Genomic DNA, 22931 nt, shown 5'->3' with positions numbered 1-22931 from the left:
AGGGTCACCGCGCGGGTGCGGTTCAGCGCACCCGCGGTGCACCCGGCTCCGGCGTCACCCCCAACTCGTCGGCCATCGCGGCGCGCAGCCGCAAGGTGGTCACGAGCCGCTGGAACGCCTCCGCCCAGTAGCCCCCGGCGCCGGGCGACGCGTCCTCCTTCTCGTCCGGCACCGCCAGCAGCCCGTCCAGCCGCGACGCCGCCGCGGGATTCAGGCACCGCTCGGCCAGCCCCATCACCCCACTGAAGCTCCACGGGTAACTCCCCGCTTCCCGGGCGATGTCGAGCGCATCCACCACCGCCCGTCCGAGCGGCGGGGCCCAGGGCACGGCGCACACCCCGAGCAGCTGGAACGCCTCGGACAAACCGTGCGTCGCGATGAAGCCGGCCACCCATTCGGCGCGCTCCCGGGTGTCCAGCGTGCCCAGCAGCTTCGCCCGCTCCGCCAGGGAGACCGCTCCCGGGCCCCCGGCCTCGGGCGCCGAGGGCGCACCGAGCAGAGCCCGGGCCCACTCCGGGTCCCGCTGCCGAGCCGCGGCCCGGCACCACGCCGCATGCAGCTCGCCCTGCCAGCCGTCCGCAACCGGCAGTGCCACGATCTCCCGCGGCGTACGACCGCCGAGCCGTCCCGGCCATGTTCCGAGCGGCGCCGCCTCCACCAACTGGCCCAACCACCACGATCGCTCCCCTCTACCCGAAGGAGGTTTGGCCACGACACCGTCTCTCTCCATCCTCGTATCGCACTCAAGCGGCGCCTCGACCGCGATCGTCGGAATGTCGCGCGTGTGGTCGACGGCCACGCAGGCTCCGGCCCGCACCGCCATCCGTGCGGCCAGTGCCGAGTCCGGCAGCGCGGACAGCAACTCCGCGGCCGTCGCCCGCACATTGCGGCTGCGATCGCCCAACGCCTGCTCCAGGAACGGCTCGTCGTCGGCGGACAGCCCCGTGCGCAGCGAGTCGAGGAACATCAGGCGGTCCTCCGCCCGTTCCGTCGCCCAGGTCGCGGCCAGCAGTTCGCGCGCGGCCGCGGGCCTGCGTGCCCGTATAGCGGCGAGGAGGGCGACCCGCTCGGCGAACAGCCCTTCCTGCCACAGCCGTTGCACCTCGTCGGCGGCGGAGTCGTCGTCGGGGTCCGGCAGAGACGTCCCACTGCCCGGGGCCGCGCGCAGGGCGAAGCGCCAGTCCGGGTTCAGCCGGGCCAGCCACAGCGCACGCGGTCCCGCGAACGCCAGCGCCGCCGGCCGCAGGTCCGTACGCCCCCGGGCCGCGTCCAGCAGTGCGGGCAGGGACTGCGGGGGTGCGGCGAACCCTCGCGCGTTCGCCGCCGCGAGCCACTGGGGCAGCAGCTCCATCAGATCCGGCGAGGTGCCCCGCCTGCCGCCGCCCGTGCCGGGACGGTCGGCCAGCAGCATCACGAGCCTGCGGGCCGCCGCGGCGGGCAGCGGAGGGCGCGGGTCCTCGGCGGCCGGCTCCGGACGCCGGGCGGCTCGCGCCGGACGCAGCCCCGCCCGCCGCCGCACGGTCTCCACGGCCGCCGCGTCCAGCAGCGCGACCGGAGCCTCCCGCCCCGGCGCACCGCCGACGGGCGCGCGCCGGTCCGTGCCGAGCAGTGCCGCGGTGACGAGCTCCTCCCAGGTGCTCGGGGCGCTCGGGGTGCCCGCGGCACCCGCGCCGTTCGCGATGCCCGCCGCACCCGTCGTCCCTAGGGAAGCCGGGTTCCCCTTCATACAACGCCCCTCTCCATCGGTCGTCCTGCGGTGCCGGGCCCCCTCAGCACAGCGGCACCGCCTCTCCCGCTCCCTGTGGCCATGCCGTGAGCGGGGTGAAGCCGCGGTGGCCGCACTCGCCGAACACCTTGACCGGTGCGCCGCCGGAGAGGGCGACGAGCCGCCACAGGCCGGGGCGGGAACGGGCGGCCGGGCTGAGCGGCAGCGCCGAGTCCCCGTCGGCGTCGGCCAGTTGCCAGGAGTCGCCGTCCGGGATCGGTAGGACGCGGTCCAGCGTCACCGGGACCGCGTCCAGCCACGGGTCGTCCCGCAGCGCCTCCCCGTACCGGGCGGCCGCCCGGGCCGTCGTCATCCCCGGGGGTCGTATCGCGGCCGGCGCGGGCGGGGCGAACTGCTCGCCCAGCGCCGCCCGCAGCTGTCCCGCGCCGGGATAGGAGGACACCTCGGCCTCCAGGGCCAGCCCGACCGGCAGTGCCAGCTCCGGAGCCCGGCCGGCCGCGCCGTAGGAGAGGAGCAGACGGATGCGGTCCGACTCGGCGCCGTACAGCCAGATCCGGCGCGTCGTCAGTTTCGTGTCCGTCGTGTCGTACTGGGCGAGGACCAGCCAGCGGTCGCGCACCGGCGGGCCGTCCGCCGAGGCGGGCAGGCCGACCCGGGAACGCACCGTCGCCGCGAGGCCGTCCGGGAGCCGCTCGCGGCGCAGCCAGCCCTGGTCGAGCAGATGCAGCAGCGCACACTCCTCCAGCAACCGCACCGGCCAGCCCGGCCCCGACCCCGGGATCGCCCCCAACTCGCGCACCCGGGCCGCCAGTCCCGGCGCCTGCGCGTCGACCATGCGGGCCGCGGTCTCCTCCCACAGGGAGTGCCCCGCCTGCTCCGCCGAGGCCAGGCCGCCGCGCAGCAGATCCGCCAGGCGCTGCTCCAGCTCGGTCGCCCCCGCCGTGACCCGCTCCGCCCGGCGCTCGGCCCGGCGCCGCGCCGCCTCGGGATCGGCGGACCCGGGCCCGGAACCCCCGCCGCCCGACTCCCTCTTCTCCTGTGCGCGTTTCTTCCGGCCCGCGATCCACTGCTCGGCCCAGTCCGGCGCCTTCGCCGTCGGCACCGCACCGTCCTCGCCCGCCCACAGCAGCAGCAGTCCGATCGCGTGCTTGCACGGGAACTTACGGCTGGGACACGAGCACTTGTATGCCGGACCCGCCGCCTCCGCGATGTCGACGACCGTCTGATACGGCTTGCTGCCGCTGCCCTTGCACAGCCCCCACACCGTCCCCTCGTCGGAACTCCCCGCCTCGGACCACGGCCCGGCCGCGCCGAGTTTGCTTCCCGCTTTGCGTGACGCGACGTCAGGCGCCAGTGCCAGCACCTGGTCCGCGGTCCAGCGCACCCCCTGCTGAGTCATGCCATCGAAGGTAGATCCCGCCACTGACAATCGACGCTGCCGCCGTGTTTTCGCAGGTCGGAACGGATTGTCAGTGGCGTGGTGCACGGTTGGTGACAGACCGAACCGGCCGAGCTGGAGGGGGCCTCAGCCATGACTGTGTCCGTGGAAGCAACGTCCGTACAGGCAGTCGAAGCAGCCGATGCGGCCGAAGCACTCGTGAAGGAACCGGCCGAGGCGCTGCGGCCGCACGCCGAGGACGCGTTCGCCGCCGAACTCGCCGCGCTGGCGGCCCAGGACGACCGCCCGCGCCCGGCGCGCTGGAAGCTGTCGCCGTGGGCGGTGGCGACGTATCTGCTCGGCGGCACACTGCCGGACGGCACGGTGATCACACCGAAGTACGTGGGCCCGCGCCGCATCGTCGAGGTCGCGGTCACCACACTCGCCACCGACCGCGCACTGCTCCTGCTCGGCGTGCCCGGCACCGCCAAGACCTGGGTGTCGGAACACCTGGCCGCCGCCGTCAGCGGCGACTCGACCCTCCTGGTGCAGGGCACGGCCGGCACCCCGGAGGAGGCGATCCGCTACGGCTGGAACTACGCGCAGCTGCTCGCCCACGGCCCCAGCCGGGACGCGCTCGTGCCCAGCCCGGTCATGCGGGCCATGGCCGAGGGCATGACGGCCCGCGTGGAGGAGCTGACCCGCATCCCGGCCGACGTCCAGGACACGCTGATCACGATCCTGTCCGAGAAGACCCTGCCGATCCCGGAGCTGGGCCAGGAGGTGCAGGCGGTCCGAGGCTTCAACCTGATCGCCACGGCCAACGACCGCGACCGCGGCGTCAACGACCTGTCCAGCGCCCTGCGCCGCCGCTTCAACACGGTGGTACTGCCGTTGCCGGAGAGCGCCGACGCCGAGGTCGACATCGTCTCGCGCCGCGTCGACCAGATCGGCCGCTCCCTCGATCTGCCGGCCGTGCCCGACGGCATGGACGAGATCCGCCGGGTGGTGACCGTCTTCCGTGAGCTGCGCGACGGCGTCACCACCGACGGCCGTACGAAGCTGAAGTCGCCCAGCGGCACGCTGTCCCCGGCCGAGGCGATCTCCGTCGTCGCCAACGGCCTCGCGCTGGCCGCCCACTTCGGCGACGGCACACTGCGGCCGGCCGATGTCGCCGCGGGCATCCTCGGCGCCGTCGTCCGCGATCCGGCGGCCGACCGCGTCGTGTGGCAGGAGTACCTGGAGACGGTCGTGCGTGAGCGGGACGGCTGGAAGGACTTCTACCGGGCCTGCCGGGAGGTGAGCGCGTGAGCGAGTCCGAGTGGGGGCGGGCGTTCGACTCCGGGCCGCTGCTGCTCGGGGTGCGGCACCACGGGCCCGGGTCGGCGCGGGCCGTGCGGGCCGCGCTGGACGCGGCCCGCCCGAGGGCGGTGCTCCTCGAAGGGCCGCCCGAGGCCGACGCGCTGATCCCGCTGGCCGCCGACGAGGACATGCGCCCTCCGGTCGCGCTCCTCGCGCACGCCGTGGAGGAGCCCGGACGGTCGGCCTTCTGGCCGCTGGCCGAGTTCTCCCCCGAGTGGGTGGCGATCCGCTGGGCCCTGGAACACGGGGTCCCGGCCCGCTTCATCGACCTGCCGGCCGCGCACACGCTCGCGTGGGGGAGTGAGGAGGGGGAGTCTCCCGGGGACGGGGACGGGGACGGGGCCGATGCCGATGTTGATGCCACCGACGAGCCCGCGTCCGGGGCCGACGTGCGCGTCGACCCGATCGCCGTGCTCGCCGAGACCGGAGGCTACGACGACCCCGAGCGCTGGTGGGAAGACGTGGTCGAACACAGGGGTGAGCATCTGGGCGCGGCGCTCGCGCCGTTCGCCGCACTCGAGGAGGCCATGGGGGCGCTGCGGGAGACGTACGGCGCCGGTGGGCACGCACGGGACCTTGTGCGCGAGGCCCATATGCGGCTCCAACTGCGGGCTGCACAGCGCGAGTTCGAGGACGCCGTGGCCGTGGTGTGCGGGGCCTGGCACGTGCCCGCACTGCGGCAGAAGGCCTCCGTCGCCGCCGACCGGGCCCTGCTGAAAGGGCTGCCCAAGGCCAAGGTGGACATGACCTGGGTGCCGTGGACGCACCGCAGGCTGTCCCGGTCCAGCGGGTACGGGGCCGGCATCGACTCGCCGGGCTGGTACGGGCATCTGTTCGGCGCGCCGGACCGGCCGGTGGAGCGGTGGCTGACCAAGGTGGCCGGGCTGCTGCGCGAGGAGGACCGGATCGTGTCCTCGGCGCATGTCATCGAGGCGGTGCGGCTGGCGGAGACGCTCGCCGCGATGCGGGGCCGTCCGCTGGCAGGGCTGAGCGAGACGACCGATGCCGTGCGTGCGGTGATGTGCGACGGCTCCGACGTACCGCTGGCGCTGGTGCACGACCGGCTGGTGGTGGGGGACCTGCTGGGCGAGGTGCCCGACGCGGCGCCCGCGGTGCCGTTGCAGCGGGACCTGGCCCGGTTGCAGCGTCGGCTGCGGCTCAAACCGGAGGCGCTGGAGCGGGAGTTGGAGCTCGACCTGCGCAAGGAGACCGACGCCGGACGCAGCAGGCTGCTGCACCGGCTGCGGCTGCTGGGCGTCGGCTGGGGCGAGCCCAGGGAGTCGCGGGGCAGCACGGGCACGTTCCGGGAGACCTGGCGGCTGCGCTGGGAGCCGGAGCTGTCGGTGCGGGTCGCCGAAGCCGGGGTCTGGGGCACGACGGTGCTCGGTGCCGCGACCGCCAAGGCCGAGGCGGACGCCGTGGCCGCGCAGGCACTCGCCGAGGTCACCGCGCTCGCCGAACGCTGTCTGCTCGCCGAACTGCCGGACGCGCTCCCCGTGGTGATGCGGGTGCTCGCCGACCGCGCGGCCCTCGACGCCGACGTCGGCCACCTAGCCCAGGCGCTCCCCGCCCTGGTCCGCTCCCTGCGCTACGGCGATGTGCGCGGCACCGACACGCGGGCTCTCGCCGAGGTCGCCGCCGGCCTCGCCGAGCGGATCTTCGTCGGCCTGCCCCCGGCCTGCGCCGGCCTGGACGTCGACGCGGCCGAGGAGATGCGGCGTCATGTGGACGAGGTGCACGGGGCGGTGGGCCTGCTGGGAGAGGCCTCGGCGACGGGACACGGCCACCTCCGTACCCGCTGGCGCTCCGTGCTCGGTGTCCTGTCCGGGCGGGACACCGTGCCCGGTGTCATCCGGGGGCGTGCCGTGCGGCTGCTTCTGGACGAAGGGGAGTTGAGGCAGGGCGAGGCGGCCCGGCTGATGGGGCTCGTGCTGTCGCCGGGGACACCGCCGCCGGACGCCGCCGCGTGGATCGAGGGGTTCGTCGGAGGCGGTGGGGGCGGGATGCTGCTCGTCCACGACGAGCGGCTGCTCGGGCTGGTGGACGCCTGGCTGACCGGGGTACCGGCGGAGGCGTTCACCGACGTACTGCCGCTGCTGCGGCGGACCTTCTCGGCCTACGAGCCGGGAGTGCGCAGAACGCTCGGCGAGCTGGTGCGGCGCGGGCCGGGGGAGCGGGGGAGCACGTTGGGCCAGGCGGGTGGCCTGCCCGGCTTCGCCGCGGAACTGGACACCGTGCGCGCGGACGCCGTTCTGCCACTGGTACGGCTGCTGCTCGGGCTGGACGACGACGCAGCGAACACGGACGACAACTACCTTGCGGGAGTGGGGACATGACGGTCGAACTGGTGGAACCGGCCCAGGAGCGGCTGCGGCGCTGGCGGCTGGTGCTCGGGGGCGACACGGCCGACGGAACCGGCTGCGCGCTGTCGGGGCAGGACGCCGCGATGGACGGAGCGCTCGCCGCGCTCTACGGCAAGGGGGACAAACCGCAGACGGGGCGGGACCGTTCGGCCGGGCTCGGGGCGTCGGCGCCGTCGGTGGCGCGCTGGCTCGGGGACATCCGGACCTACTTCCCCTCCTCGGTCGTCCAGGTGATGCAGCGGGACGCCATCGACCGGCTCGGCCTTGCCTCTCTGCTCCTCGAACCGGAGATGCTGGAGGCGGTGGAGGCCGATGTGCACCTGGTCGGCACGCTGCTGTCGCTCAACAAGGCGATGCCGGAGACCACAAAGGAGACGGCACGGGCGGTCGTGCGCAAGGTAGTCGAGGACCTGGAGAAGCGGCTCGTCACCCGCACCCGGGCCACGCTCACCGGCGCCCTCGACCGCAGCGCCCGGGTCAGCCGGCCGCGCCACCACGACATCGACTGGAACCGCACGATCGCGGCCAACCTCAAGCACTACCTGCCCGAGTACCGCACGGTCGTGCCGGAGCGGCTGATCGGATACGGACGCGCGGCCCAGTCCGTGAAGAAGGAGGTCATCCTCTGCATCGACCAGTCGGGGTCGATGGCGGCGTCCGTCGTCTACGCGTCCGTGTTCGGGGCGGTGCTCGCCTCCATGCGGTCGATCAGCACCCGGCTCGTGGTCTTCGACACGGCCGTGGTCGACCTCACCGACCAGCTCGACGACCCCGTCGACGTCCTCTTCGGCACCCAGCTCGGCGGCGGCACGGACATCAACCGGGCGCTGGCGTACTGCCAGTCGCAGATCACCCGGCCCGCCGAGACGGTGGTGGTGCTCATCAGCGATCTGTACGAGGGAGGGATACGGAACGAGATGCTGAAGCGGGTCGCGGCGATGAAGGCGTCGGGGGTGCAGTTCGTCACGCTGCTCGCGCTGTCGGACGAAGGGGCGCCCGCCTACGACCGGGAGCATGCGGCCGCGCTCGCCGCCCTCGGGGCACCGGCCTTCGCCTGTACGCCCGATCTGTTCCCCGACGTGATGGCGGCGGCGATCGAGAAGCGCCCCCTTCCGATACCGGACACCGTGTGACGCCGGGCGGGAAAAGGGACATGAATACCCATCGGTAACGGGGGGCTTGCGCAACCTCGGGCGTGCCGTGCGAGGATCGGACTCGCCCGCGATGTGCCAACTCGTCACGTGTTCCGCCGCACGGGAGGACCCGTCCCCTCTTGACCTCAGCAGCAGTCCAGCCCGTCACCGGCGTGCGCGTGTTGCGCGCGGCGGCGGGACGACGTGCCCTGCAACTGGGGCTGCTGATGGCCGGTCTGTTCGCGCTCGGACTCCTCTGCGGGGAGCGGGCGCACGCCGCGGAGGGGACGCCGTCGGGCACCTCGGCCACCTCGGCCGCCTCCGCCACGTCGGTCGCGTCCGTGTCGTCGGCCGTGACGGACGTGACGGACACAGCGCGGGCCACTCCGCGGAAGGCACCGACGAAGAGTGTCGTAGCGGAAGTTGCCGCCTCGGTCACCGCCCCGGTCGAGCACACCGGTCGCCGCGCGGCGGCCGCCGTGCCCACGGTGGACCAGGACGTCGTCGCGTCCGTGACCCGTCGTGCCACGCGGCCGGTCGGGGATCTGGTGGGCGCCGTGACGCAGCAACTGGACACGGTGCGCGGCAAACTGCCTGCCCTGCCCGCGACTCCCTGGCTGCCCGGGCTTCCCGAACTCCCCGGAATGTCCGAGCTGCCCGGCCGGTTGCTGCCGGCGCCGGTCACCTCGGCACCCGGGACGACGCAGCACGGCGCGGCTCGACCGGCTGCCGCGTCCGGTGAGGACGTCCGGGGCGCAACGGCCGGTACGCCGAAGCCCGTGAGGAACGGCGCGTACGGACCGGACCTCACCGCCGCCACCCCCGCACCGCGTTCCGCGGCGCTCGCCGACGGTCATCGCGCCGCGGCCCCCGCCACCGCCCCGAGCAGCCCCGCGCCGACCGGCGACCAGGGCGGCGCACCGGGCAAGTCGGCGGTCGACAACGCCTCTCCGAGGCACGGTGACGCATACGCCGTCACCCTGAACGACCGGGCGCCCGTGCGGCTCGCGCCCGGTGCCGCCGCGCGCGTCGACGCGGCCGGGACCCGGGACAGGCACCGGGACATTCCCGTCTTCCCCGGCTAGGACACCACGGCCACCTGCCCGCCGTGGACCTGTCGCGCGGGGGCGGAACAGGTCTGCCCGACCATCCGGACACCCCTCCGAACTCCGGACGGCCCAAGTCCCAGTCGCACTTCCGACGTCCTCGCAGCCCCTGCGGCTCCGACGTCCGGAAATCCCTTAAGGATCTGACGCACGCATGAACAAGAACATCCGCCGTTCCATCGTCATAGCCGCCGGAGTCACCGGCGCATGGGCGCTCGGCTCGACCGTGGCCAGCGCCGACGAGCTGCCCGCCTCGTCCCTGTCCGTTTCCGACACGACCTCCGGGCTCACCGGCACGGTCGACGGTGTCGTGTCGGACGTGCAGGACACGGTCACCGGTGTCACCGGCGGCGTGACCTCGACGGCCCAGAAGACCACCCAGAACACCACCGCGAACGCGAAGTCCACCGTGTCCGACACCCGGAGCAAGGCGGCCGGGGCCGGGCAGACGGCCGCCACCGCCGCCCACGCCGCCACCGGCACGTCCACCGCCACCGCCGACCAGGCCCGCCGCTACGTGGACGCCAAGGTCCCGGCCGCCGCCAAGGTCAGGGGAGCCCAGGCCATCAACGGCGCCAGGGCGGCCCGTGCCGCGACCCACCACGTGGCCGTCGAGGCGAGGGCGGAGGCGACCGCCACGGTCTCCGACGCGTCCTCCCCGCAGGACGAGATCGACTACCTGTTCGGCCCGCTGTCCTCCTTCGCCCCCGAGGTGGAGGAGGCCCTGGCCGCCGCCCAGACCAAGCTCCAGGCCACCCAGGCGGCCGCCCGCAGCCAGGCCCAGGGCGTCGACGCAGCCGTACGGACGAAGGCCGCGCGGACGGTCGCCACCGCGGGCCGCACGGGCCAGGGCGCGCTCGCCGGCGTCCAGGGCCGGGCCGCCGACACCACGTCCGCCGCCCGGGCCTCCGTGTCCTCCGTGCCCGCGCACCTCACCGGCACCGTGACGGCCGTTCCCGGCACGGTCACCCCGGTCGCGTACGAGGCGGCCGCCGAGGCCGTCCCGCCGGTCGCCGCCGGCGCCGTGCACGGAGCCGTCCCGGTCGCCGGGTACGCCGTCCAGGGCGTCCAGCCGGTCGCCGGGGGCGCGGTCACGGGCGTGCGGGGCGTGGCCACGGGCGCGGTGAACGGCGCGACGCCGGTGGTCACCGCTGCCGTGCACGGGGTGACGCCCGTCGCCGGGGGCGCCGGCACGGGTGTGCAGGGTGTCGCCGCGGGTGCCGTGGCCGATGTGCGGCCGGTCGTCGGCGGGGTCGTCGCCGACGTGCCGCCGTACGCCACCGGTGTGGTCGGCCAGGTCGCCCAGGACGGCACGCAGGCCGTGCTGCCGCCGGTCGCCGGCACCGCGGTGCACGGGGTCGTGCCGGTCGCCGGGCAGGCGGTGGCGGACGCCCAGCTGCTCGCGTACGGCGTCGTGGGCGACGTCCACCCCTTCGCGGACGGCGTCGTCGGCGCCGTATCGCCGCTCGCGCACGGCGTGACCGGGCAGGTGGGCCCCTTCGCGCAGGGCGTGGCGGAGGAGGTCCCGCCGTTCGCGCACGGGGTGACCGGTGCCGTACGGCCCGTCGTCGACACCGTCACCCGGACGGTGCAGCCGGTCGCGGGCAGCACCACGACGCTGGCGTACGGCGTGACGGGCGACGTCGCCCCGTTCGCGCACGGCGTGGCCGGTGAGGTCGACCCGTTCGCCCAGGGTGTCGCCCAGCAGGCCGCGCCCTTCGCGCAGGATCTGGCAGGCGGAACCGTCCACGCCGCCGGCCCGCTCGCCGGGCACGCCGTGCACGGCACGGCGGGTGTCGCCGATTCCGTGGCCCCGTCTCAGGTCGGGCACACGGGGTACATGAACACCTTGCACACCCTGCACAACGTGCACGACGGGCGCACCCAGGGCATCTGACCCAGGGCAGCTGACGCGGGGCAGCCGAGGCGCCCCGTCCCGACCGGCTCCGTGGGGAGGGAGGTATCGGACGGCCGAATGCCGTCGGCGCGTCCGACCGACACCTCACGGATGGGGTCGGCTGGTCCCCATTGGGGTGGGGATCAGCCGCCCCGGGCCCTTCCGGGCCGCTCCAGAGGCCTCACCGGGTCAACCCCAGCCCGGTGAGGCCTCGCCGTTTCGGCACGCCGTGCCAGCGATCCCGGCATCATGTGACAGGTATCACCGCTCACGTGTGACCCGCGATTTAGAGGCCTCCCGCAAGCAGAGATAACCTGCGAGACGGACATGCCGCGCGCTCGGACACCGTGTGCGCCCCCCTAGTGACACATGTGGACGTCACGTTGCCCTTCGCGGCACGCCCACGCATCCAACGAACCGCGAGATCACTGATAGGGACGGAAGCGCGTGGACCTGTTCGAGTACCAGGCGAGGGACCTCTTCGCCAAGCACGATGTACCGGTGCTGGCCGGTGAAGTCATCGACACGCCTGAGGCGGCGCGCGCGATCACCGAGCGGCTGGGCGGCAAGTCGGTCGTCAAGGCGCAGGTGAAGGTCGGTGGTCGTGGCAAGGCCGGCGGAGTCAAGCTGGCCGCCTCCGCGGACGAGGCCGTCGCCCGCGCGACGGACATCCTCGGCATGGACATCAAGGGCCACACGGTCCACAAGGTCATGATCGCCGAGACCGCGCCGGAGATCCTCGAGGAGTACTACGTCTCCTTCCTCCTCGACCGTGCCAACCGCACCTTCCTCTCCATCGCCTCCGTCGAGGGCGGCATGGAGATCGAGGAGGTGGCGGCCACCCGCCCGGAGGCCGTCGCCAAGACCCCGATCGACCCGATCGACGGTGTGGACGAGGCCAAGGCCCGCGAGATCGTCGCGGCCGCCAAGTTCCCGGCCGAGGTCGCCGACAAGGTCGCGAACGTCCTCGTCACGCTGTGGGACACCTTCATCAAGTCGGACGCCCTCCTCGTCGAGGTCAACCCGCTCGCGAAGGTCGCCTCCGGTGAGGTCATCGCCCTGGACGGCAAGGTGTCGCTCGACGACAACGCCGAGTTCCGCCACGACTGGGACGAGCTCCACGACAAGGCCGCGGCCAACCCGCTGGAGGCCGCCGCCAAGGAGAAGAACCTCAACTACGTCAAGCTCGACGGCGAGGTCGGCATCATCGGCAACGGCGCGGGTCTCGTCATGAGCACCCTGGACGTCGTCGCGTACGCCGGTGAGAACCACGGCAACGTCAAGCCCGCCAACTTCCTGGACATCGGCGGTGGTGCCTCCGCCCAGGTCATGGCGAACGGCCTGGAGATCATCCTCGGCGACCCGGACGTCAAGTCGGTCTTCGTCAACGTCTTCGGCGGCATCACCGCCTGTGACGAGGTCGCCAACGGCATCGTGCAGGCCCTGAAGCTCCTCGAGGACCGCGGCGAAGAGGTCACCAAGCCGCTCGTCGTCCGCCTCGACGGCAACAACGCCGAGCTGGGCCGGCAGATCCTCACGGACGCCAACCACCCGCTGGTGCAGCGCGTCGACACCATGGACGGCGCGGCGGACAAGGCCGCCGAGCTGGCCCACGCCGCCAAGTAAGCACTCAGGACGAGGACACCAACACACCATGGCTATCTGGCTCAACAAGGACAGCAAGGTCATCGTCCAGGGCATGACCGGCGCCACGGGCATGAAGCACACCAAGCTCATGCTGGGCGACGGCACCCACGTCGTGGGCGGCGTGAACCCGCGCAAGGCGGGGCAGACCGTTGACTTCGACGGCACCGAGGTACCCGTGTTCGGCACGGTCGCCGAGGCCATCGAGAAGACCGGCGCCAACGTCTCCGTCATCTTCGTGCCGGAGAAGTTCACCAAGGACGCGGTCGTCGAGGCCATCGACGCCGAGATCCCGCTGGCCGTCGTGATCACCGAGGGCATCGCCGTGCACGACACGGCCGCCTCCTGGGCGTACGCCGGCAAGAAGGGCAACAAGACCCGCATCATCGGCCCGAACTGCCCCGGCATCATCACCCCGGGCCAGTCGAACGTCGGCATCATCCCGGGCGACATCACCAAGCCGGGCCGCATCGGCCTGGTCTCGAAGTCCGGCACGCTGACGTACCAGATGATGTACGAGCTGCGTGACATCGGCTTCTCGACGGCCGTCGGCATCGGTGGCGACCCGATCATCGGCACCACGCACATCGACGCCCTGGCCGCCTTCCAGGACGACCCCGACACCGACCTGATCGTCATGATCGGCGAGATCGGCGGCGACGCCGAGGAGCGGGCCGCGGCCTTCATCAAGGAGAACGTGACCAAGCCGGTCGTCGGCTACGTCGCGGGCTTCACCGCCCCCGAGGGCAAGACCATGGGCCACGCCGGCGCCATCGTCTCCGGTTCGTCCGGCACCGCCCAGGCGAAGAAGGAGGCCCTTGAGGCCGCCGGCGTCAAGGTCGGCAAGACGCCGACCGAGACGGCGAAGCTCGCCCGCGAGATCCTGAACGGCTGACACCGCGGATCACAGCCGGAAGGGCCCGCACCCTCACGGGGGTGCGGGCCCTTCCGCATGCCGGGTGCGCACGGGCTCACCGGGGCAGTGGCAGCACCCTCTCCGGTCCGCGGGCCGCCGCCGACCGCAGCTTCGCCTGCAGCTTCAGCTCGGCGCCGGACAGCGGACCCAGCGCGGCCTTCGGCGGCACCCCGCGAACCGCCTGTGCCGGGGCGAGCGGTGCCTCGTACTGGGTCGGCGCGGTGCGCAGCGTGAGCGAGGTCGCGCCGATGATGGCGACGGTGAAGGCGATGGCGGCCCGGGTCCAGAACCGGGTCCTTTGTTCGCCGACGGTCCGTACCGTCGTCGGCTGTGGCGCCCGCAGCCGTTCCGTGGAGGCGAGTTCGGCCAGCCGCCGGTGGAGCGCGACGGGGTCCGACAGCTCGGGCAGTTGCTCGGCCAGCGCGGCCCGCGCGTGGGTGAGCCGGTTCGCCGCCGCCGGAGTGCTCGCCTCCGTCTCCGCCGCGGTCTCCGGCAGGTTGAGGCCCACGCCGTCGTAGAGCAGGAGCGTGCGGCGGTACGACGGCGGGAGCTTCAGGAGCGCGTGCAGCAGGGTGCGGTCGCCGGCGTCGGCGGGCGGTGGTTCGGGGTGCCGGTAGCGCGGGCGGAAGGAGTGCCAGGGGGAGAGGGCGTACTCGTACGCCGTCGCCCGCACCCAGCCCGCCGGATCGCGGTCCTGGGCCACCTGCGGCCATTGCTGCCAGGCGAGTTGGAAGGCACGCTCCACGGACTCCCGGGCCAGCTCGCGCCGCCCGGTGAGCAGGTACGTCTGGCGTACGAGGGCGGGGGCGCAGAACTCGTACAGGGCGTCGAATGCCTGTGCGGGCGTCAGGGAGGGGGCCGCCGGGGCGGGGATCACGGGCTGGGGTGCGGTGTCCTCCACGGCGTCCGCCGCGTCCGTCGCGAGCGACGCCAGCAGTTGGGCGTAGGCCTCCCGTCTCTCTGCCTTCGGGGGGGTACGGCCGGTCTCCCACGCGCGTACGGTCGCGCGGCTGACGCCGATCCGCTCGGCGACCTGAACCTGCGTCAGCGACCGGGACTCGCGCAGGCGTCGGCGTTCCTTGGGCGGTGGCAGCGGGCTCTCGGGGCTCTGTGTCACAGGTCGCCCCTTCGTACGAAAAAGTACATAAACATATATTGAGCGACACTTCGGGCGTTCGCCTGTTACGACGGGAAAGCGCGTGTCGTTGGGAGCATGGCGGTCGTGCCCCAGATGACCGCTCGCCAGATGACCGCTCGCCGACTGTCGTTGGCACCCCTGCTCACCCGGTTGCGGGACCGGTCCCCGGGACTGGGCGCGAGCGTTCTCGAAGGTGCGCTCGCGGCCGGGCTCGGGCTCGGTTCGTTCGCCGTGCCCGTGATGGTGCTGTGGATCAGCTCGCCCTACCCCGACAGCGGGCCGGGCAGCGCCCTGCACATCGCCGGCGCGCTGTGGCTCCTCGCGCACGGAGTCGAGCTGGTGCGCGTCGAGACGCTCTCCGGCCCCCCCGCGCCCATGGGCGTCACCCCGCTGCTTCTCCTGGTGCTGCCGGTGCTGCTGGTGTACCGGGCGGCACGGGACGCGGTGGACGCGCCCATCGAACCCGAGGGGCCACCGCCGATCGACGCGCGGACCGCGTGGGCGGGCGTCGTCCTCGGCTATCTCGCCGTCGGAGTCTGCGCCGCGCTGTACGCCTCCGGCGGTGCGCTGCGGCCCCAGTGGGGGTGGGTGGCGGTGTGTCTGCCGCTCGTCGCGGCGGGGGCGGCGGGCGCGGGGGTGTGGACGGCGTACGGCCGTCCGCGCGAGCCGCTGCTGAGCGCGCTGGTGCTGCTGCCGGGGGTGCTGCGCCGGCGGCTCCTGGGACCGGTCGGCCGGGCGGGTCTGGTCGCGGCCGTGCGCGCCGCCGGTGCCGGGACGGTGGTGCTCTTCGGGGGCGGGGCGCTGCTGCTCCTGGTGTCGTTGGTGGGGCACGGCGGGCCGGCGCGCGCGTCCTTCGGCCAGCTGACGGAGGGCTGGTCGGGACAGTTCGCCGTCCTGCTGCTGTGTGCGGCCCTGGCCCCCAACGCGGCGGTGTGGTCGGCGGCCTATGCCCTCGGCCCCGGCTTCGCGCTCGGGACCGGGCACCTGGTGTATCCGCTCGCCTCGAATCCCGCGCCGCTGCTGCCGCCGTTCCCGTTGCTGGCGGCGGTGCCGGTGGCGGGTGCCGGCACGCCGCTGAACTGGGCGGCCGGGGTGGTGCCGGTGGTGGCGGGGGTGACGGTGGCGTGGTTCACGGTGCGGGTGGCCGTGCGGCGGGGAGAGCCGGGGGACGGCGCGGGGAGGGCGTGGCGCCGGGTGCCGGGCTGGTCGGTGGCGCGGACCGCCGGGGCGGCGGTGCTGGCGGCCGGGGTGTGTGCGCTCGCGTTCGCGACGCTCGCCGAGCTCTCGGGCGGGCCGCTCGGGGTCGCCGCGCTCGCCCGGTTCGGTCCGGTGTGGTGGCAGGCGGGGTTCGCCACGGCGGCCTGGATCACGGTCGTCGCCGTTCCGGTGGCGCTGGGTCTGCGGGCCTGGCGGCTGCGCGGCCTCCGGTCCCGGGAGCCCGGGGCGGTACCGGTCGTCTCGGCCGGGAGGCTGCCGGCGCAGCCCGCGTCGCCTCCCGCGCGCGAGCCGCACACCGAAGAGGCGCACGACACGAGGGACGCGCTCGGCACGGAGGCGCCCGGCACGCGGGAGGCGCCCGGCACGCGGGAGGCGTACGACGCGGAAGGCGCGTACGACGGGGAGGACGCGTACGACTTTCTGCCCGTCGACGACACGGAAGCCGCGTACGGCTTCCTGCCGGTCGGCGACCCGCCGGGCCTCTCCTGGCACGACGACGCGGCACGCGCGGCGCGCTGGGCGGCCCTCAAGGAGGCCTCGGCCCAGCCGGACGCCCCGGACGCGGAGAGCGCGTGAGGGGCCCGGCGCCGGGCGACCCGGTGTCAGCCGTTGCCGGTCCCCAGCAGCCCGCGCAGCTCGTGCGGCAGCAGCTGGCTGCAGGACTGCTTGGCCTGGTTGGTGAGGGCGTCGTTCACACAGGTGTAGTAGTCGCGGTAGACCAGCTGGGCCGTGAAGGTCGCCGCGACCAGGGCGAGCGCCAGGGAGGCCGTGACCAGGCCGCTGACGGCCGCCGTGGTCTGGGGGCGGCCGGTCTGCTCGGCCGCGGGGGTGTCCGGGTCCGGGGTGCGGGGCTTGGCGCGCAGCGCGCTCACGCCCCAGTAGATGGCCAGGGAGCCGAGCAGCAGGGCCACGTAGGGCCAGCTGAACAGGGCGAAGAAGAAGGCCCACATGCCGCACAGGAGTGCGTAACGGGCCCGGCGCTGGGCGGGGTCCGTGGGGTCCCAGCGCATGCCCGGCCCCGGCCCCTGGCCGGGGCCGCCGCCCGGACCCTCGGGACCGCCTCCGGGGCGCTCGCCGAAACCACCGGGGGAGCGGCCCGGCTGGCGGTCGCTCCACTGGTTGCCCCAGGGGGAGTTGTGTTCGTCCGAGGATCCCGGTGCGGGGCGCCGCGGCTGCCACGGGCGGTCCGGGGTGCCCTCCGGCGGTGGCGCGAACGGGTTGTCGTCCTGCGGTGTGCCGCCCTGCCCGTCGCCTTCGCCGTTCTCCCGGCCCGAGGGTGCCTCGGGGGGCGAGGCCGGCCGCTCACGCAGCAGGGCGCCACGCTCCCCTCCCAGCGCCGACTGCGGGGGGAACGTGAGAAGTCGCAGGCTGCGGTCCGGCATCAAGTGAGCGTCTTCCCCTAGATGAATACGGCTGGTACGACCCGTCTGACGTGAGCTGTCACTGGATGAACGCGCCGCACGACGACCGCGTTCCCGAGCCCGCTCCCTCCCAGACGCTACCTTCCGGCCACGCACCCGTCCCGTGGGGGCCCGTTCCGAGTGCCGGTATCGTTGCTGACGGTCGGCCGCTTCGTAGACTTCCCCGTATCCAGGGGCGCGAAGCATTCGTACGAATACACAAATGATCGTACGGTCCCGGCCGCCGTAAGACGCTCCCCCGAGAAAGGGCCCCACCGTGGCCGCCAAGCCCGTGGCCAAGCGCCTCGTCGTGCTGGTTTCCGGATCCGGCACCAATCTGCAGGCGCTCCTCGACGAGATCGCGCGCACCGGAAGCGAGGCCTACGGCGCCGAGATCGTCGCCGTCGGCGCCGACCGCGACGGCATCGAGGGGCTGGCGCGGGCCGAGCGGGCCGGGCTGCCGACCTTCGTGCGGAAGGTGAGGGACTACGGGACACGGGAGGAGTGGGACGCCGCGCTCACCGAGGCCGTCTGCGCCTACGAGCCCGACCTGGTCGTCTCCGCCGGGTTCATGAAGATCGTGGGGAAGGAGTTCCTCGCGCGCTTCGGCGGGCGGTTCGTCAACACCCACCCCGCTCTCCTCCCCAGTTTTCCGGGGGCCCACGGCGTACGGGACGCGCTCGCGTACGGCGCCAGGGTCACCGGCTGCACCGTCCACTTCGTCGACGACGGCGTCGACACCGGACCGATCATCGCTCAGGGCGTGGTGGAGGTCCGGGACGAGGACGACGAGAGCGCTCTGCACGAGCGCATCAAGGAAGTCGAGCGAAGGCTGCTCGTCGAGGTCGTGGGGCGGATCGCCCGCAACGGCTATCGCATTGAGGGACGAAAGGTAGTTATCCAGTGACCGCCACCGCCGAGAGCAACAAGCGGCCCATCCGCCGCGCGCTCGTCAGTGTCTACGACAAGACCGGACTCGAAGAGCTCGCCCGCGGGCTGCACGAGGCCGGTGTCGAACTCGTCTCCACCGGCTCCACCGCCTCCCGTATCGCCGCCGCCGGCGTCCCCGTCACCAAGGTCGAGGAGCTCACCGGCTTCCCCGAGTGCTTGGACGGCCGGGTCAAGACCCTGCACCCGAAGGTCCACGCCGGGATCCTGGCGGACCTGCGCCTGGAGGACCACCAGCGGCAGCTGGCCGAGCTGGGCGTCGAGCCGTTCGACCTGGTCGTCGTGAACCTCTACCCGTTCCGGGAGACCGTCGCCTCCGGCGCCTCGCCCGACGAGTGCGTCGAGCAGATCGACATCGGCGGGCCGTCGATGGTCCGCGCCGCCGCCAAGAACCATCCGTCCGTGGCCGTGGTCACCAGCCCCGCCCGGTACGCCGACGTCCTCCACGCGGTCAAGGAGGGCGGCTTCGACCTCGCCACCCGCAAGCGGCTCGCGGCCGAGGCCTTCCAGCACACGGCGTCGTACGACGTGGCGGTCGCCTCCTGGTTCGCCTCCTCGTACGCCCCCGTCGACGAGTCGGTCTTCCCGGACTTCCTGGGTGCCACCTACGAGCGCAAGAGCACCCTGCGCTACGGCGAGAACCCGCACCAGCCCGCCGCCCTCTACACCGGCGGCGGCCCGGCCGGCGGTCTCGCCGAGGCCGAGCAGCTGCACGGCAAGGAGATGTCGTACAACAACTACACGGACACGGATGCCGCGCGCCGTGCCGCGTACGACCACGACGAGCCGTGCGTCGCGATCATCAAGCACGCCAACCCCTGCGGGATCGCGGTCGGCGCGGACGTGGCCGAGGCGCACCGCAAGGCGCACGCCTGCGACCCGCTGTCGGCGTTCGGCGGCGTGATCGCGGTCAACCGCCCGGTGTCGAAGGAGATGGCCGAGCAGGTCGCCGAGATCTTCACCGAGGTCATCGTCGCGCCCGACTACGAGGAGGGGGCCCTGGAGGCCCTCGCCAAGAAGAAGAACATCCGCGTCCTGAAGGCCCCGAACGGTCCCTGCAACCGGGTCGAGGCCAAGCACATCGACGGCGGAGTCCTCCTCCAGGTCACCGACCGCCTCCAGGCCGACGGCGACGACCCGGCCAACTGGACGCTGGCCACCGGCGAGGCGCTGTCCCCCGAGGAACTGAAGGAGCTCGCCTTCGCCTGGAAGGCCTGCCGGGCCGTCAAGTCCAACGCCATCCTGCTCGCCAAGGACGGCGCCTCGGTCGGCGTCGGCATGGGCCAGGTCAACCGGGTCGACTCCGCGAAGCTGGCCGTCGAACGGGCCGGTGCCGAGCGCGCCCAGGGCTCGTACGCCGCCTCCGACGCGTTCTTCCCGTTCCCGGACGGCCTGGAGATCCTGACCGCGGCCGGCGTCAAGGCCGTGGCCCAGCCTGGCGGTTCGGTCCGCGACGAACTGGTCGTCGAGGCCGCGAAGAAGGCAGGCGTGACGATGTACTTCACGGGCACGCGCCACTTCTTCCACTGAGCACGGCCGGACGACGCGGGCGTCCGGAACGTACGGAAAGCACAGAAAGCACAGAACGCACAGAACGCACAAGGGCCGTGGCCCCCCGTCCGGGGTGGCCACGGCCCTTGGCTGTGTGTGGTGCTGTACCGGCTCAGTACTTCGGGCGGTTGAACCATGTCGAGGCCGCGCCGTTGACCATCGCCGCGAGGACGATGCCACCGATGGCGAGGGAGATGATGCCGCCGAAGGTGGCCGAACCGCCCGCGCCGTTCACGATGTTGACCAGGCTGCCCAGGATCATCAGCGACGAGTACACGATCGTCGTGATGCGGATGCCGCTGCCGCCGCTCTTGAACTTCACGCCGAGGAAGATCGACAGGCTGCCCAGTGCCAGCATCAGCAGCGCGATCAGGACGATCACGCCGGTCGCCGCGCTGGTGTCGTCACCGGAGCCCAGGGCGTTGGAGCCGTCCTGGAGGGCGGCGCCGGCGATGCCGATGACGACGCCGGCCAGGAACTGGAAGCCGGCCACGATGAACAGCAGCACGCGGGCGGTCTTGATCAGGCCCGGCATCTCCATCGGCATGCCGTAGCCGTACGGCTGCTGGACCGGCGGGGCGGCGGGGTAGCCGTACCCGGGCTGGGCGGGGGGAGCGGACGGGTAGCCGTACCCGGGCTGGCCCTGCGGCGGCTGGGGCGGGTAACCGGGCTGCTGGCCCTGCGGCGGGCCGTAGGGGTTGTTCGGGTCGCCGAAGCTCATGGCGGTCTTTCCTCCGTTGCTCAAGTGCGGGGACGCAGCGCGGCACGGTGCGGAGGAGAGTTCTACAGATGCGGTCCGTCCCCCCGGTACTGCCCGCGGCACTGTGTGCTCATCGTTCTTTAGCAGGCTCTTACTTGTCCAGCCGCATTCGCTATGTGTTGTGCAAGTGCAACATCATTGATCATGAGGTGTCCATGGTCCGGACCCCGGATTGGAACCCGGAGCCCGTCATCCGCGAGGATGGGAACATGACTGCCCAGATTCTCGATGGCAAGGCCACCGCAGCCGCGATCAAGTCCGATCTGACCGCCCGCGTGGCGGCGCTGAAGGAGAAGGGCGTCACGCCCGGCCTCGGCACGATCCTGGTCGGGGACGACCCCGGCAGCCAGAAGTACGTCGCCGGCAAGCACCGCGACTGCGCGGAGGTCGGCATCGCCTCCATCCAGCGCGAGCTGCCGGACACGGCCACGCAGGAGGAGATCGAGGCGGTCGTACGCGAGCTGAACGAGGACCCGGCCTGCACCGGCTACATCGTCCAGCTGCCGCTGCCCAAGGGCATCGACGAGAACCGGATCCTGGAGCTGATGGACCCGGACAAGGACGCGGACGGCCTGCACCCGATGAACCTCGGCCGTCTCGTGCTCAACGAGCCGGCTCCCCTGCCCTGCACCCCGAACGGCGTGCTGACCCTCCTGCGCCGCTACGGCGTGGAGATCAAGGGTGCCGAGGTCGTCGTCGTCGGCCGCGGTGTCACCATCGGCCGCCCGATGCCGCTGCTGCTCACCCGGCGCAGCGAGAACGCGACCGTGACCCAGTGCCACACCGGCACCCGTGACCTCTCCGCCCACCTCAGGCGCGCGGACATCATCGTCGCGGCCGCCGGTTCCGCCCATCTGGTCCGGCCCGAGGACGTCAAGCCGGGCGCGGCCGTCCTCGACGTCGGCGTCTCGCGCAGCGCCGAGGGCAAGATCGTGGGCGACGTCCACCCGGACGTGACGAAGGTGGCCGGGTGGATCTCCCCGAACCCGGGCGGCGTGGGTCCGATGACCCGTGCGCAGCTGCTCGTCAACGTGGTCGAGGCGGCGGAGCGCAGTGCCGGCTGAGGACGACATCCACACCCACAGGGCTCCCGCAGACGCGGAGCCGACGGTCCGTGACGCGATCAGCGCGCCGGACGCCGAGGGCCACCCGAGGCGGACCACGCGTCGCTTCCCGCTGTTCACCCGGGACACCGCGCGCCCCGAGGGCGGCGGCCGGGCCGCTCCCGGCGACGCCCCGGCGCCCGCCCGCCAGTGGCCGATGCTCGTCGTGCTGTCGGCGGTCGCCATCGGCCTGCTGCTGGCCGCGCTCGACTTGTTCCGCTACGGGACCCTGCTGATCGGCGCCGCCCTGCTGGCCGGTGCGGTGATGCGCTGGGTCCTGCCGAGCGTCGGCATGCTCGCCGTGCGCTCCCGCTTCACGGACATCGTCACCTACGGCGTACTCGGCCTGGCGATCGTCCTGCTGGCGATGATGGCCCAGCCCAAACCCTGGCTGGAGATCCCGTTCCTGAAGGACACCCTGCATTTCACGATGGAGAACTAGGTTCCCCCGTACGACGCGACCGTGGCCCGCACCTCCCCCGAGGGGTGCGGGCCACGGTCGTTCTCAGGGCGCCGGGCTCCCGGGAACGGAGCTCCGCAGCGGAGGCCCGCCCCCTCCCCCGAACGGGGACGGACCGCCGCCACGACCCACCCTCCTGCAGCGGGAACGCCCTGTTCAACGCCTGTCAGTGCGCTGTGGCACGGAGGTGACCGTTCCGCTACGTGACCGGACCCTGGTCACAGCCATGGGAACCGACCGGCCGCCCGGCATCGTCACCGATCAGAGCGGGCGAATCGAAGAGCCGAAGGATGCCAGGAGGTGCACAGTGGGCTGCTGGCAGCCGCTGCCGGACGAAATCCCGCCGGAAGTGCGGCACTTCGTCGAACATCTGCGGCTCCTCAAGGACAGCACCGGCCTCAGCCTGGTCGCGCTGGGCGCGCGCACCGCGTACAGCAAGTCCTCCTGGCAGCGCTACCTCAACGCGGTCCAGCCGCCGCCCCGGCAGGCCGTCGAGGCGCTGTGCCGGGTCGCGGGCCTGGCCGGCGCGGACGCCGAACGGCACGCCGTGCGCTGGGAACTCGCGGTCAAGGCCTGGCCCCGCCCGGCGACGGCACCCGAACGCTCCGGGGGACCCGCCGGCACCGAGGCGTACGAGGACGACCCCACGCTTCCCTGGTGGGACCGGCCGGAGGAGAAGCGGCCGCCCCGCCCGCCCGGACGCCTGCTGCTGTCCGCGGTGTTACTCCTGCTTCTCCTGCTCCTCGTCGTGGTCATCGGGGCCGTGGCCTTCGGCTGACCGTCTACCTGAGCGCCCTTTGTCCGCTCGATCGGGCTAACGTGTCCAAT

General features: G+C 73.1%; 18 protein-coding genes. 13 read left to right on the top strand and 5 right to left on the bottom strand.

What is annotated here, in order from left to right:
* Positions 1-22: 22 nt before the first annotated feature.
* Positions 23-1726: a DUF5691 domain-containing protein gene (locus tag ACZ4EG_RS29145; RefSeq protein ID WP_467792692.1), complete on the bottom strand. Its 1704-nt coding sequence runs from the start codon at positions 1724-1726 to the stop codon at positions 23-25.
* 43 nt (positions 1727-1769) lie between these two features.
* A complete protein-coding gene (locus ACZ4EG_RS29140) occupies positions 1770-3125 on the bottom strand; it encodes an SWIM zinc finger family protein (RefSeq protein ID WP_467792691.1) in 1356 nt (451 codons plus the stop codon).
* Between the two features lie 132 nt (positions 3126-3257).
* Here ACZ4EG_RS29140 and ACZ4EG_RS29135 point away from each other — a divergent pair, with 132 nt between their 5' ends.
* The 7 genes from ACZ4EG_RS29135 to sucD all read left to right on the top strand — a co-directional run bounded on the left by ACZ4EG_RS29135 (position 3258) and on the right by sucD (position 13504).
* Entirely contained in the window at positions 3258-4415 is a 1158-nt protein-coding gene (locus tag ACZ4EG_RS29135) for an ATP-binding protein (RefSeq protein WP_467792690.1), read from the top strand.
* Positions 4412-6802, top strand: a complete 2391-nt coding sequence (locus tag ACZ4EG_RS29130) for a DUF5682 family protein (RefSeq protein WP_467792689.1) — start codon at positions 4412-4414, stop codon at positions 6800-6802. The genes ACZ4EG_RS29135 and ACZ4EG_RS29130 overlap by 4 nt, the downstream gene beginning before the upstream one ends.
* Positions 6799-7962: a VWA domain-containing protein gene (locus ACZ4EG_RS29125; protein ID WP_467792688.1), complete on the top strand. Its 1164-nt coding sequence runs from the start codon at positions 6799-6801 to the stop codon at positions 7960-7962. The genes ACZ4EG_RS29130 and ACZ4EG_RS29125 overlap by 4 nt, the downstream gene beginning before the upstream one ends.
* 140 nt (positions 7963-8102) lie before the next feature.
* Positions 8103-9047, top strand: a complete 945-nt coding sequence (locus ACZ4EG_RS29120; RefSeq protein ID WP_467792687.1) for a hypothetical protein — start codon at positions 8103-8105, stop codon at positions 9045-9047.
* Between the two features lie 175 nt (positions 9048-9222).
* Positions 9223-10965 (top strand): hypothetical protein, encoded by a 1743-nt coding sequence (locus ACZ4EG_RS29115; protein ID WP_467792686.1) that lies wholly within the window; start codon positions 9223-9225, stop codon positions 10963-10965.
* Positions 10966-11412: 447 nt separating this feature from the next.
* Positions 11413-12591, top strand: coding sequence for an ADP-forming succinate--CoA ligase subunit beta (gene sucC / locus ACZ4EG_RS29110; protein WP_390710126.1), 1179 nt, complete (start codon positions 11413-11415; stop codon positions 12589-12591).
* Between the two features lie 28 nt (positions 12592-12619).
* Positions 12620-13504, top strand: coding sequence for a succinate--CoA ligase subunit alpha (sucD, locus tag ACZ4EG_RS29105; RefSeq protein ID WP_363293756.1), 885 nt, complete (start codon positions 12620-12622; stop codon positions 13502-13504).
* 76 nt (positions 13505-13580) lie between these two features.
* Here sucD and ACZ4EG_RS29100 read toward each other — a convergent pair whose 3' ends face one another.
* The gene (locus ACZ4EG_RS29100) at positions 13581-14642 is read right to left on the bottom strand and encodes a helix-turn-helix domain-containing protein (RefSeq protein ID WP_467792685.1); all 1062 of its coding nucleotides are present in this window, start codon (positions 14640-14642) and stop codon (positions 13581-13583) included.
* Between the two features lie 96 nt (positions 14643-14738).
* Here ACZ4EG_RS29100 and ACZ4EG_RS29095 point away from each other — a divergent pair, with 96 nt between their 5' ends.
* On the top strand, positions 14739-16457 hold the full coding sequence (locus ACZ4EG_RS29095) for a cell division protein PerM (protein ID WP_467792684.1): 1719 nt from the start codon (positions 14739-14741) through the stop codon (positions 16455-16457).
* Positions 16458-16483: 26 nt separating this feature from the next.
* Here the strand turns inward: ACZ4EG_RS29095 and ACZ4EG_RS29090 are convergent, their stop codons facing one another.
* Positions 16484-17263, bottom strand: a complete 780-nt coding sequence (locus ACZ4EG_RS29090; protein ID WP_467792683.1) for a hypothetical protein — start codon at positions 17261-17263, stop codon at positions 16484-16486.
* Positions 17264-17558: 295 nt separating this feature from the next.
* Here ACZ4EG_RS29090 and purN point away from each other — a divergent pair, with 295 nt between their 5' ends.
* Both purN and purH read left to right on the top strand, forming a co-directional pair.
* Entirely contained in the window at positions 17559-18188 is a 630-nt protein-coding gene (gene purN, locus ACZ4EG_RS29085; RefSeq protein ID WP_453551140.1) for a phosphoribosylglycinamide formyltransferase, read from the top strand.
* Positions 18185-19759 (top strand): bifunctional phosphoribosylaminoimidazolecarboxamide formyltransferase/IMP cyclohydrolase, encoded by a 1575-nt coding sequence (gene purH / locus ACZ4EG_RS29080; RefSeq protein WP_453551138.1) that lies wholly within the window; start codon positions 18185-18187, stop codon positions 19757-19759. Before purN ends, purH begins: the two co-directional genes overlap by 4 nt.
* Before the next feature lie 133 nt (positions 19760-19892).
* Here the strand turns inward: purH and ACZ4EG_RS29075 are convergent, their stop codons facing one another.
* A complete protein-coding gene (locus ACZ4EG_RS29075) occupies positions 19893-20501 on the bottom strand; it encodes a hypothetical protein (RefSeq protein ID WP_453551136.1) in 609 nt (202 codons plus the stop codon).
* Between the two features lie 248 nt (positions 20502-20749).
* Between ACZ4EG_RS29075 and ACZ4EG_RS29070 the strand changes: the two genes are divergently transcribed.
* The 3 genes from ACZ4EG_RS29070 (at position 20750) to ACZ4EG_RS29060 (ending at position 22881) form a co-directional block, all read left to right on the top strand.
* On the top strand, positions 20750-21604 hold the full coding sequence (locus tag ACZ4EG_RS29070) for a bifunctional methylenetetrahydrofolate dehydrogenase/methenyltetrahydrofolate cyclohydrolase (RefSeq protein WP_467792682.1): 855 nt from the start codon (positions 20750-20752) through the stop codon (positions 21602-21604).
* Entirely contained in the window at positions 21594-22085 is a 492-nt protein-coding gene (locus ACZ4EG_RS29065; RefSeq protein WP_453551133.1) for a DUF3017 domain-containing protein, read from the top strand. The genes ACZ4EG_RS29070 and ACZ4EG_RS29065 overlap by 11 nt, the downstream gene beginning before the upstream one ends.
* A 325-nt stretch (positions 22086-22410) precedes the next feature.
* Positions 22411-22881 (top strand): helix-turn-helix domain-containing protein, encoded by a 471-nt coding sequence (locus ACZ4EG_RS29060; RefSeq protein WP_467792681.1) that lies wholly within the window; start codon positions 22411-22413, stop codon positions 22879-22881.
* Positions 22882-22931: the final 50 nt, after the last annotated feature.

The sequence above is a fragment of the Streptomyces sp. NPDC025638 genome (genome assembly GCF_055558775.1).
The sequence above is the reverse complement of the archived record's forward strand: the minus strand, read 5'-3'. Positions and strand labels throughout refer to the sequence as shown.

What these genes read in the sequence shown, in the direction of transcription:
- ACZ4EG_RS29145 (WP_467792692.1), bottom strand. Translation starts at nt 1,726, where the DNA reads ATGAAGGGGAACCCGGCTTCCCTAGGGACGACGGGTGCGGCGGGCATC.
- ACZ4EG_RS29140 (WP_467792691.1), bottom strand. Translation starts at nt 3,125, where the DNA reads ATGACTCAGCAGGGGGTGCGCTGGACCGCGGACCAGGTGCTGGCACTG.
- ACZ4EG_RS29135 (WP_467792690.1), top strand. Translation starts at nt 3,258, where the DNA reads ATGACTGTGTCCGTGGAAGCAACGTCCGTACAGGCAGTCGAAGCAGCC.
- ACZ4EG_RS29125 (WP_467792688.1), top strand. Translation starts at nt 6,799, where the DNA reads ATGACGGTCGAACTGGTGGAACCGGCCCAGGAGCGGCTGCGGCGCTGG.
- ACZ4EG_RS29115 (WP_467792686.1), top strand. Translation starts at nt 9,223, where the DNA reads ATGAACAAGAACATCCGCCGTTCCATCGTCATAGCCGCCGGAGTCACC.
- sucD (WP_363293756.1), top strand. Translation starts at nt 12,620, where the DNA reads ATGGCTATCTGGCTCAACAAGGACAGCAAGGTCATCGTCCAGGGCATG.
- ACZ4EG_RS29095 (WP_467792684.1), top strand. Translation starts at nt 14,739, where the DNA reads ATGGCGGTCGTGCCCCAGATGACCGCTCGCCAGATGACCGCTCGCCGA.
- ACZ4EG_RS29090 (WP_467792683.1), bottom strand. Translation starts at nt 17,263, where the DNA reads ATGCCGGACCGCAGCCTGCGACTTCTCACGTTCCCCCCGCAGTCGGCG.
- ACZ4EG_RS29075 (WP_453551136.1), bottom strand. Translation starts at nt 20,501, where the DNA reads ATGAGCTTCGGCGACCCGAACAACCCCTACGGCCCGCCGCAGGGCCAG.
- ACZ4EG_RS29070 (WP_467792682.1), top strand. Translation starts at nt 20,750, where the DNA reads ATGACTGCCCAGATTCTCGATGGCAAGGCCACCGCAGCCGCGATCAAG.